Origin of the sequence: Desulfofundulus thermobenzoicus (genome assembly GCF_009428905.1) — a bacterium.
Classification (GTDB): Bacteria; Bacillota; Desulfotomaculia; order Desulfotomaculales; family Desulfovirgulaceae; genus Desulfofundulus_A; species Desulfofundulus_A thermobenzoicus.
In genome coordinates, this window is sequence record NZ_WHYR01000010.1 from 73,593 (window position 1) to 84,603 (window position 11,011).

Genomic DNA, 11,011 nt, shown 5'->3' on the forward strand with positions numbered 1-11,011 from the left:
CACACAACCGGTTAATTGCCGGGACTTCTATAGTGTTTAAAATATCAGTGCTCCTGGAATTTCACTTCCTTTCCCTTTGTCTGGGGTATCCCGACCAAATTACCACTAAAGAATTCGTTGGTTAACCTGGCCACTTCACCGTTCATTAATAACAAGGCGACAACATTAGCCAGAACGATAAGACCCAGTCCAAAGTCTGCCGTTAGCCAGAGGGCCTTCAAACTACTGATGGCACCCACAATTACAAAAGCAACCCATAAAATCCGATAGGGAATAATAACCTTTTTGCCGAACAGGTAGGAAGCGGCAGTTTCACCATACCAGGACCAACCGAGAAGGGTGGCGTAGGCGAAAAGGACCACACTTAGAGTCACGATGATATTGCCTATAGGGCCAAAAACGTGTCCGAATGCAGTTGCAGTTAATACCGCTCCATCTTTGCCGCTTTGCCAGGCACCGGTAATAACTATTGCCAGCGCGGTGCAGGTTCCGACAACAAAGGTGGTTAAAAACACCTCCATGATCCCGTAAAGCCCCTGTTCGACCGGATGCTTAACCTTGGCAGCTGCATGGGCAATGGGCGCAGTACCGCAACCCGCTTCATTGGAAAAGACACCGCGGGCCACCCCATAGCGAACTGCCGCAGCGACACTCGCACCGGCAAAACCTCCCACAGCCTGCTGTCCACCAAAGGCACTCTTTACTATTAATGCCAGCGCCGCCGGAATTTCCGGAATATTCACAATCAATATGGCTAATGCGCATAATATATAAAGCCCTTTGGTTACAAGCACTAGAACCTCCGAAACCTTGCCCAGACGTTTTATCCCGCCAAAAACAACCAGGGCCGTTATTGCCGCCAGAATAACACCTGTTACTATTGTGGGCACCCCGTACTCCTGTAATGCCTGGGCGGCAGTATTAACTTGAACCATATTACAGTTAACATAGGCAACGAAAACAATACCGGCTGCAAAAAACGCACCTATAAATGGTTTTTTTAATGCATTTTTCCATATATACATGGCACCACCCCTGACAATCCCGGCTTCGTCCTTTTCACGGTGATTCATTGCCAGGGTAATTTCGCTGAATTTTGTGGCCATGCCCACAAGTGCCGAAATCCACATCCAGAGCATGGCCCCCGGCCCACCAATGGCTATGGCCGTAGCCACACCGGCTATACTGCCAATTCCCACCGTAGAGGCCAGGGCCGTAAATAGCGCTTGGATTGATGATATTTCCCCTTCACCCTTACCATCCTGTTTCTTTGTAAAATTTTTTATGGTCATTCTTGCTACCAAACCGAATTTTGTAAACTGGATGAATCCTGTTCTGATAGTAAATAAAACGCCGGTGCCAATTAGCAAAACAATTAGATAGGGTCCCCATACGATACCCGACAATTTAGTTATAATATCAGTATATGTCATAACAGTCACTCCTTCAGTTGCATTACATATTTCATAATTCATTAAAGATATTTCTGGAACCACTCAACTGTTCTAGATATTAATTCCTCCTCCTGGTGAGGTTTATCAAACAAATGTGTTGCGTCATCAATGAAGCAAACATGACTGGCGTTGTTTTTAAAAACATGTTTATACGCCAAAGCATTGAGAGGCAAAACCTGTTCATCTCTGGCTGCATGGATTAACAAAACTGGTTGATCATAATGAGCAATTTCAGCTACAGGATTTATATCAACCAGTTCGGCAAAAAAACCTGGCCCGATTATATTTCCTTCAACAACTACATCGTTTCCTGCCAGACCATTAACGAAATCATCTCCGATTAAATAGGCAAAATTCCAAAATGGATTTGATATAGGCGACCATAAAACAACCGTACTTACATCCTGTATTCTGTTACTGCAACAAGCCGCCACACAGCCACCCATACTGTAACCGAGAATCCCCAGCTTTTTTATCCTGAGCCCGGAATCGTTGCGCAACCAGTCAACAGCAGCCATAGCTTCATTAATTTCACCGGAAATAGTCATATCACGATAATCACCCTCGCTATCCCCGGCCCCAATAAAATCAAACCGGAGTACACCATAGCCGCTGTCGACCAATTTTCTGGCCAGTTTAACCAGCATCCGATGAGGTGCGGATTTCACCCCCACAAATCCATGCATAGTTACAACCATTGAAAAAGTATCCTGCCCCTCGGGAAGATGCATCATACCAAACATCTTTTTACCTTGATAGGGAATCGTAACCGGTTTTTCCATTATATTTCCTCCCACCTGTTTGCCAACCATGAACAGCCCTGCCTACTGGCCGCTACTCAGACGGTCGGCTGAAAATGACCAGTCTCTAACCAGAAAACATTGTTATATTTTATTTTCCTGGACAACAGCGAAACATTCCATTATTTTGGGGCATTAAGAAAAAACAATGGGAGTCTATGGAAAACAGAAAATGGGTTAAAGTAACTCATTTCACATTTTGCCCCACCTACCCCGCTAATGATTATTATGGTTGAGTTTTAAAATTATTGTAATTAAACTTCGTGCAAAAATTATGCCTATTCTTAAGGCAAAAGGGTAATCTAAAAAGAAAACAAAAAGAACCGGTAACCCTCCCCGGTCTACGTATACCATGGGGTTTAGCACTTATATAAAAATCATGGCTAACTATTCAGTAAAACCGGTGCAGGCACGGCGTTATCCCGCTCACTCCGGTGCTCCGCGCCGACAGCACCACAGCTCGCTGGGTACTGTTACCGGCGCTTCGCAATGTCGTTCGCTCTGAACAACGCCGTGCCTTTGTATTAACCACCGGTTTCAGTGAAAACTTACAATCCTGGGAACCGTCACGCTAAAATCCAACACCAAACAAAAACCGGCGCTCTTTTTCAAGAGACGCCGGTTTATCAGATATGATAAATTTCTCTTTATTAAAAATGCTAAATACCCGTCCGCTCAACCTTTAATTAAATTATCATGATTGAGAAAACAATTTATCACTTTCGATAAACTCTTCCCCACAACCTTTCAGGTTTTTTATCTTCCTGTAAAGGGTGGGAACACTAATACCCAGTTCCCGGGCGGCCATTTGTTTTCCCGAGACCCCGGCGCCATAGCGTCTCAAAGCATCCATGATCTGGTTCAATTCATACCGTTTGACCCTTTCCGCCAGGGGAGTAGATGAACACAGCGGTTTGCTGGATAACCCGAGAACCCTTTTGGGCAGGCTGGTGGCACTGATGTGAGTGCCGTTCTCAACGTTAACGGCATATTCAATGGCGTTCTCCAGTTCCCGCACATTACCCGGCCAGTGATACTGCTGTAGTACTTCTGCCGCCTCATAGGTGAAACCTTGAATTTTTTTCCGCAATTTCTGGTTGTATTTCTTTAAAAAATATTTGCTCAGCACCATAATATCACTTTTTCTTTCCCTGAGCGGAGGTATGATCAGGGGAATTACATTCAAGCGGTAAAACAGGTCGCTACGAAACTCCCCTGTTTGTACCTTGGTTTCCAGGTCTTGATGGGTGGCGGCAATTATGCGCACATCTATCGAAACATTTCTGGTGCCGCCGACCCTTTCCACCTGCCGCTCCTGCAATACCCGCAGTAACTTGGCCTGAAGATGAAGGGGCATGTCCCCAATCTCATCAAGGAACAGCGTACCTCCGTCCGCCAGTTCAAACTTGCCTGGTTTGCCACCCCTTTTGGCCCCGGTAAAGGCTCCTTCCTCATAGCCAAACAATTCACTTTCCAGCAATGTTTCGGGTATGGCTGCACAGTTAATGGCCACAAAGGAACCCTTGGCCCGCGGGCTGGCGGAATGAATGGCCCGGGCAAAAAGCTCCTTTCCCGTGCCGCTTTCCGCCTGAATAAGAATGGTGGAATCACTTCGGGCTATCTGCATGGCCTGGCGTTTCAGTTCCGTAATCTGCTCGCTGGCACCAATTATGGCATCGAAGGTGGTATTCCCCTTCATACCGGCAAACTCATAAACCACGGACCTTACGTCCCGGAAATCACTGAGGCTGAGCACGGCCCCCGTTACCTGCTCACCCATATAAATCGGCTTCACCGATATTAAACAGTGCACCGGATTTGCACCGGAAGAAATGTATTCCTGACGCTGGATGGTCCTGCCCGACCGGACGGTCTCCAGCAGGTTTTTCCCGGGCAGTAAATTGTCAATAAATGCCCCCACCAGGCTGGCACTTTTCACTCCAAGCAACCGGCAGGCCACTTTATTGGCATGGGTCACCTTGCCTTTCCAGTCAAAGGTAATTATGCCATCGTTCACCGAATCCAAAGTGGTCTCGATCAGGCGGTGAGCTTCGGTCATACGCTCCATGGCTTCCCTCTCCCTGATCTTCCCAATCAACAACTCGCCCATTTCTCGAATAAATTCCAGCAGCGGCCCGGTATTTTCCAGCAGTTTATTTCGTTGCTCGTTGTTAAAAGCAATCATGGTAATAACGCCAATCATTTCTCCATCCATATCAATGGCGCACAGGACCTCCGCTTTTTCAGGACAATTGCCTTCAAAACGGCATCCGGCGCAAAGGGGGAAGTTTCCCGGATTATGACAGATAATCACTTTTTCTTTCAGAACCGTTTCGATGTACGGCCGGTGTATTTGCGCCCCTTTGCCTTCAACATAACCTTTGCTGGTAGCCACCAGGATGCAGTCCGTATCAATGACCGCCACCTCCACACCCAGGGCGGCAGCGATGGCGATGGCGGCGTGCTGCGCCGAGTCTTTAATTTTCATTAATCGAGAAATGGTCAACACCTCCCCGTCAGTTTCCCTTGTTTTTCTCTCCAGTGATTAAACATCATGGAAGATGCCGGTTGTAGTACAGCCGGATTTGATTTAAAATAGAGGTGCGCCAAAAGCAAATTGCCTCATAATACCAGGCATTTAGCATCTTCGGCTGTCGGAGAATCAAAAATATGCGTTTTAAGACTGGTAATCCACTCAACAAAGAGGTGTGCCCAGGTGCAAAATGAAAGCCTGCCCGCGGGAAAAGGATGGCATGAGCTGGGACCCATCCGGCCCCCCAGCGAAGGAAGGGATCGCTCCCTGCTAATCCGGGTCACCAGAAACTGTCCCTGGAACCGCTGTCAGTTCTGTCGCACATATAAAAATAAAACGTACAGCACCCGCAGTGTGGATGAGATCAAAAGGGACATTGACACGGTGAAGACTCTGGCTGAAGAAATTAAAGCCGTTTCCCGGCGAATGGGTTTAAAAAGCCTTATCCGGCGGGAAGTGATTGCCACTTTTATGGACAGTCACCCAGAGCTTTACAGTACAGCACGAAATGATCCGGACAGCGTGCAGCGGCGGTATGAAAGCCTGGCCAATGTAGTCCACTGGCTTTCTTCGGGGGCCAGGACCGTCTTTCTGCAGGATGCCAATGCGGTCCAGATCAGGACTGCCGATCTTATGGAAATATTGCGTTATCTGAAAGAGAGCTTCCCTACCCTTGAACGCATCACTTCCTATGCCCGGTCGAAAACCTTAGCCCGCAAGCCCCTTCAGGATTTGCAGCGGCTGCATGAGGCCGGCCTCTCCCGGGTGCACATCGGCCTGGAATCGGGATGTGATGAAGTGCTGGCGGTAATGGAGAAGGGAACCACAGCCGCTGAACAGATCACCGCCGGCCAAAAAGCCAGGGAAGCCGGGATAAGCGTCAGCGAATATTACATACCGGGGCTGGGCGGGCGGAAATGGTCGGAAAAACATGCCCTGGAATCGGCCAGGGTTTTAAACGAGATCAACCCGGATTTCATCCGTTTGCGCACCCTGGTCCCCCGCCGGGGCACCCCCCTGGCCGCCAGGATACAGGCCGGAGAATTCGAGCCGCTGACCGAGGACGAAACAGTGGCCGAAATCGCCCTCTTCGTAGAACATCTGGATTGTACCTCCCACCTGGTCAGCGATCAGATGTGCAACCTTTTATGGGAGGTAGAGGGGCGGCTGCCGGAAGACAAACCTCTCATCTTAAAAACGATCAAAGACTATCTGGCCAAACCTTTATCTGAAAGGTTGAAAATTCAGCTGGAAAGGCGGCTGTCATCTTACCTGCACATTGCCGGCCATCTGGATGGTGAGCTTGCCCGTGATGTAGACGCGGCACTGGAAGCCCTGGAAAGGGATAGTGCCGATGCTCCGGCCAGGGTGCAGAAGGTACTGGATACTATAAAGCCGGCCTTCATTTAAGTTAGAACCAGAGCCTGAGCAACTGACGTCAGGCCGGCAGATTGAAAAGGCGGAAGCGATTTAAAGAGCATCCGCTGCTTTTCCCGCCGTGCATGTGCCGGGCCGAACCGCCCGCAATTCCTCCCTGCCGGCCACCGGATTGCCGCTGAGGTTTAACAACACCAGCGGCTGCGGTCGCTCCAACCACAGGATTTCCGAACCGGTGATGTGCGCCCAGTCCCGTAACGGCAGCCAGAGAAGCAAACCAGCGCTCTGCAAGCGGAAAGGGGCGGCGGAAAGGGACATTTCTCTGCCGTTAACGATTGCCTGCCCTTCCCCCTCTACAAAAGTAACCGATTGGCCCTTCGACTGGAGATTAACGGTTAGCTTTCCCTCCTTCTCCCATTGAGCATAATCCATACCCAGCAAATCGACTAACTGGCTGGAAGAAACAAAGGCGATACCGTCTTTAATCAGGGCAGTCAGGCGCAAGCCGGCCACTTTTTCCCACAGGCAGCTGCCCGGGCTCTCTTTTAACACAGCCACCTCCACACTTTTCAGGGGCCTGAGGAAACGGAAATCAGCCCACAGCCGGCTGTTCTTTCCATCCTCATCCAGTCCGGCATGAAAGATTAACTGATGAGGTGTGGAGTTTCTAAACTTGAGATCAAGATACCCATAACTTACTGTAGCATCCGTACCCGGAGGTGCATAAGGCACGGGCTGGGAGTGGGGGTGTCTTTCCAGTATTTTAAGGCCGGCCTTCCTGGCCAGCTGGTAAAGCAAAGTGGCCGTGCGGCATACTCCCCCGCCAATATCGAGATCACCCCCGATCAACCAGCCTGTAATAAAGCCTTTCTCCGCCGTCCTCTCCCCCACCACCCTGTTATAGGAGAATATCTGTCCGGGCGCAAGAATTGTACCGTTTATGTAGCCGGCCGCCACACCGGCATTATAGACATTGGGATCTTCCTCTTTAGTGCCGGGGAAAAGGATACTGCTGGAAGCCAGTATCTCTTCGGCAAACAATCCGCCATCCGGCGGCCGGAAGGGCCTGAGCTTCACTGCAGCCATATCCATGGCTTTTACTGCCTTCAACCGCTCCGCAGGCCCGATAAGCAACGCCTGATACCCCGGCTCCCACGCCACGGAATATCCCAGGGCCCCGGCCACCCACCTGGCCGGAAGATACAGGCGATTGCCCCTGTTCAGGGGCGCAACATCCATTATATTTTCTTTCCCGTCAACATAGAGAGCGGGGCTGTTTACGCTCAAGGTTAATGTGGCGCCGGCGGAATACAGGCTGACGGTATTATTATAGGCCTCCCAGACAACGCTCCGGTCATCCACTCCCAGGGCACGGGCCAGATAACGCAGGGGCACAAAAACACGGTCCTGTTCAACAAATGGACGGGCATCCATCTGGTATACGGCGCCATTTACACTGTAGCGGTCCCTGTCCACCACAAATATGACCGTATCACCTGAAGAGGCAGAGGCGGGAGTAAATGACAGCAGAACTGCAGCCAGCACCGGGAGCAATAGATAAAAAAACTTTTTCATAGGCTACCGATTCACCTCTAAATCTTGCCGACACCAATGTTACCTCATTTTTCCGCATTTTCTCTGGAACTCATGTCCGGGTATCCTGCCCACCTCCCGGTTACCACAGAAGTCCGGTCAGTACCATTGACTACAAAACATGTTCCAGGTCCTTATTCTATTTCACCAGATATTTTCCTCCCATCAAAATGGTAAACAGGTTCGGATATTGGTCCAGAAGCCCGCTGCCACTAGCAATCCCCCGGTTATCATCCATAGTTCACAAAATAATAAGCGACGGCAGCGCCGCCAGCTGTTGGAAATGGCCATCTCATTAAAGTCCGCCCGGGCAGGCTGGAATTGCCAGCTAATATTAGCCCGGGCAACCTATGGCGCCAAACAGACCGGCTGGAGATACCCCCCCCAGTTAAGACGCCTGCTTAAAAGTACGGGTCTGGAGCAGTGCCCGGATAATCATGACATTAGCCTGCATGTTCTTCCGGATGGCTTCCCTGCCGGCGGGCCGCAGGCGGTCCAGGGGGTGCAGATCGGCCTCGCCGCAGACATCCACGCCGCACACCTTCCTTGCCAGGCTGATCGCCTGCAGGAACAGAAGGAGGTCAGCCAGGGGCATCTCGCCCTGCTCCCAGTTGGTGATAGCGTCCTGGTGGCGCAGAACGTCTTTATCGACGCTGATATAGACAGACCGGGTGGGGATCAGGGCAATAATCCTGCCAGCAACTTCTCCCGTTTCCCTGGAGGTAAGGGGCAGGGGCTCGATTAAAAAATGCCGTAAACCACTGGTATCTTCAGGCATGATACTGGTGACAGGCGGGGTCTCGTTTATAGAGCGGGGAACGTGCCGGAAAAGATCTCTCGACATGCCCGGCCGGGTTGCCCGGTCGGGACGGCACAGATCTCCCCTCACATATACCACCTTCCGCAGCAGGCCGGGATCGGCCCCGCTGAAGCTATCCGGCCGGGCGCCGATGATGAGTGCCCTTTTAAGGTTGGGCAACCTCAATGCCCGGGCCACCCAGGAACTGCAGGAGAGAAGGTCGCCGGCAGGAGAAGGCGAAAGATCGGCATGGTTATCAAAAAGGACCAGGGTGAAGGGAGAATCCACAGACTGCATAAGCAGGTAGGAAACATAGTGGTAGTCACCGCTCCCCAGGAAGAAGATCCCCTTGCGGCCCCGGATCCGGCGGGCAATCTCCCTCAAAGCCGCCCGGTTACAGAACAGCCTGGTCCCCCTGAGGTCCCGCAGATCCACCTGGCTGTGGAGGAAACGACACAGTTCCTCCTGTACGGTCAGGGTGTCGTCAAAATTGAGCAGGGTAATGGTAGCATGGCCCGAAAAATCCATATTTATTACCTCCCTGCAACAAATTTGACTTTATTTTAATTTTAACATTCCCGGCGGCAGAAATAAACACCTGGCTTTATGAACCCAGTTGCATCAATGGTTTCTGTCAGCTACGCCTCCCTGGCCGGTAGTAAGCAACTATCTATTTTTCGTTTGCCAAAAGGAAAATAATCCTGTACAGGCGAAAAAAAAGATAAAATAATTCTGCTGGAGTGTCTTCCTTGATCCACAGGCCCCTGGTTTTTCTTACCCTCGCCTTTGTCACCGGCACCGGACTGGCCGGTAAAACAGCCCTTTCCCCCGGGGTGGCCCTTCTCATTGGCGGGGTTCTGTTTACCGCCGCCCTGGCCGGGTATTTGCTGCACTGGCCCTTCAACCGGTGGATGCTCCTGTTGCTTTTCCTTTCCCTGGGTTTTGCCCGGGCCTCCCTGGACGCTTCCGCCATCAACCCGGCCCTGTACCGGTACACCGGCCATTGGGTAACCGTGGAAGGAATTGTAACCCGGGAGGCGGATATCCGCCCGGACCGGGTTTATTACTGGCTGGATATGGACCGGATTACCCTGGGGCAGGATACCCGGGCACTGCAGGCTCCCATCCTGGTGCGTGCCCCGGCGGCGGGGCCGGTTTATTCTTACGGTGATCGCCTGCGTTTGCACGGCTTATTAACCCAACCCGAAGGGGCGGGCAACCCCGGCCAGTTTGACTACCGGGCCTACCTGGCCCGCCGGGGCGTGGGGGCAGTGCTGATGATCCGGGAGCCCACAGCCGTCCATAAAACGGGGGTGGGCGGCAACCCTGTAATCCGGACCGTTCTGGGGTTGAAAGAAAGGTTGCTGGCCGTAAGCCAGTCCACCCTGCCTGCCGGCAAGGCCGCCCTGGTCAACGGCATTGTCTTCGGCACCCAGGGACAGATTGACCGGGAGACCTGGCGGCTCTACAGTGAAACCGGGGTGGTGCACGTTCTAAGCGTCAGCGGTTTGCATGTGGGCCTGGTGCTGGGCGGCGTGCTGGCCATTTCAAGAATAATACGTATACCGGCACCCCTGACCGCCCCCGCGGCCAGCGGGGTACTGGTCCTTTACGCCGTAATGTGCGGCCTGGGCCCGGCGGTAACCCGCTCCACCCTGATGGCCATGCTCCTCCTCTGGGCTCACCACCTGGGCCGCAGCCGGGACTGGCCCACCACTTTGGCGGCGGCCGCCCTGGCCATACTCATGTTTAAACCCCTTTCCCTTTACGACATCGGCTTTCAGCTTTCCTTCGCCGCCACCTGGGGTATCCTCCACCTGGGGCCGGTCCTGGACGGCCGGTTGAAAAAGATGCTGGCCGGGTGGCCGTGGCTGCGGGGCGCCCTGTGGGTGACCCTGTCCGCCCAGCTGGCCACCCTCCCCCTGGTGGCCTGGTATTACAATTTGCTTTCCCCCGTTTCCCTTTTAACCAACCTGGCGGCGGTACCCCTCACGGGCTTCATTCTGGCCCTGGGTACGGCGGCGGCGGCCGGCGGCCTGCTTTTTCCCGCCCTGGCCGCGTCTATCAACGGGAGCACCTCTTTATTGCTGGACCTTTTCATGGCCCTGGTTTCCTTTTTTAGAAACCTGCCCGGAGCGGTGATTTATGTGCCCACCCCTCCGGCACCCCTGGTGGTCCTGTGGTACCTGCTCCTGCTGGGATGGATCGCCCTATCTTCCCCGGAGCTGCGGTCCGGGATCGCCGGTCTGCTTTCCCGCCACCGCCGGGCCGTCCTGGCCGGCTTGGCCGGCGGGGGGCTGGTGCTGGCCCTTTTTTTGTTCAAAATGCCCGCCGGCAACCAGCTGGTGGTTCATTTCATCGATGTGGGTCAGGGGGACAGCATCCTGATCCAGACTCCCGGCGGGAAAAACATGCTGGTGGATGCCGGGGGATGGCCGGGGGAATTCACCTCGGG

The 11,011-nt window shown here is 52.6% G+C and carries 7 protein-coding genes; 2 read left to right on the forward strand and 5 right to left on the reverse strand.

The features are described 5' to 3' along the window. Window positions 1-44: 44 nt before the first annotated feature. The 3 genes from GFC01_RS05495 to GFC01_RS05505 all read right to left on the reverse strand — a co-directional run bounded on the left by GFC01_RS05495 (window position 45) and on the right by GFC01_RS05505 (window position 4,760). On the reverse strand, window positions 45-1,433 hold the full coding sequence (locus tag GFC01_RS05495; protein ID WP_152945632.1) for an alanine/glycine:cation symporter family protein: 1,389 nt from the start codon (window positions 1,431-1,433) through the stop codon (window positions 45-47). Between the two features lie 41 nt (window positions 1,434-1,474). Then, on the reverse strand, window positions 1,475-2,236 hold the full coding sequence (locus tag GFC01_RS05500; RefSeq protein ID WP_194174831.1) for an alpha/beta hydrolase: 762 nt from the start codon (window positions 2,234-2,236) through the stop codon (window positions 1,475-1,477). Between the two features lie 712 nt (window positions 2,237-2,948). Then, window positions 2,949-4,760, reverse strand: a complete 1,812-nt coding sequence (locus GFC01_RS05505; RefSeq protein WP_152945634.1) for a sigma-54 interaction domain-containing protein — start codon at window positions 4,758-4,760, stop codon at window positions 2,949-2,951. Window positions 4,761-4,970: 210 nt separating this feature from the next. On the opposite strand from GFC01_RS05505, the gene GFC01_RS05510 reads away from it, so the two are divergent. Continuing rightward, entirely contained in the window at window positions 4,971-6,197 is a 1,227-nt protein-coding gene (locus tag GFC01_RS05510; protein WP_194174832.1) for a radical SAM protein, read from the forward strand. 60 nt (window positions 6,198-6,257) lie between these two features. Here the strand turns inward: GFC01_RS05510 and GFC01_RS05515 are convergent, their stop codons facing one another. After that, window positions 6,258-7,739: a VanW family protein gene (locus tag GFC01_RS05515; protein WP_152945636.1), complete on the reverse strand. Its 1,482-nt coding sequence runs from the start codon at window positions 7,737-7,739 to the stop codon at window positions 6,258-6,260. 406 nt (window positions 7,740-8,145) lie between these two features. Next, a complete protein-coding gene (locus tag GFC01_RS05520; protein WP_152945637.1) occupies window positions 8,146-9,084 on the reverse strand; it encodes an arginase family protein in 939 nt (312 codons plus the stop codon). A 221-nt stretch (window positions 9,085-9,305) separates the two neighbouring features. On the opposite strand from GFC01_RS05520, the gene GFC01_RS05525 reads away from it, so the two are divergent. Beyond that, window positions 9,306-11,011, forward strand: a 1,706-nt coding sequence (locus GFC01_RS05525) for a ComEC/Rec2 family competence protein (RefSeq protein ID WP_152945638.1), incomplete at its 3' end; no start/stop codon positions are given.

Bases quoted from the DNA above. Each gene is read 5' to 3' on its own strand.
- GFC01_RS05495 (WP_152945632.1), bottom strand. From the start codon at position 1,433: ATGACATATACTGATATTATAACTAAATTGTCGGGTATCGTATGGGGA.
- GFC01_RS05500 (WP_194174831.1), bottom strand. From the start codon at position 2,236: ATGGAAAAACCGGTTACGATTCCCTATCAAGGTAAAAAGATGTTTGGT.
- GFC01_RS05520 (WP_152945637.1), bottom strand. From the start codon at position 9,084: ATGGATTTTTCGGGCCATGCTACCATTACCCTGCTCAATTTTGACGAC.
- GFC01_RS05515 (WP_152945636.1), bottom strand. From the start codon at position 7,739: ATGAAAAAGTTTTTTTATCTATTGCTCCCGGTGCTGGCTGCAGTTCTG.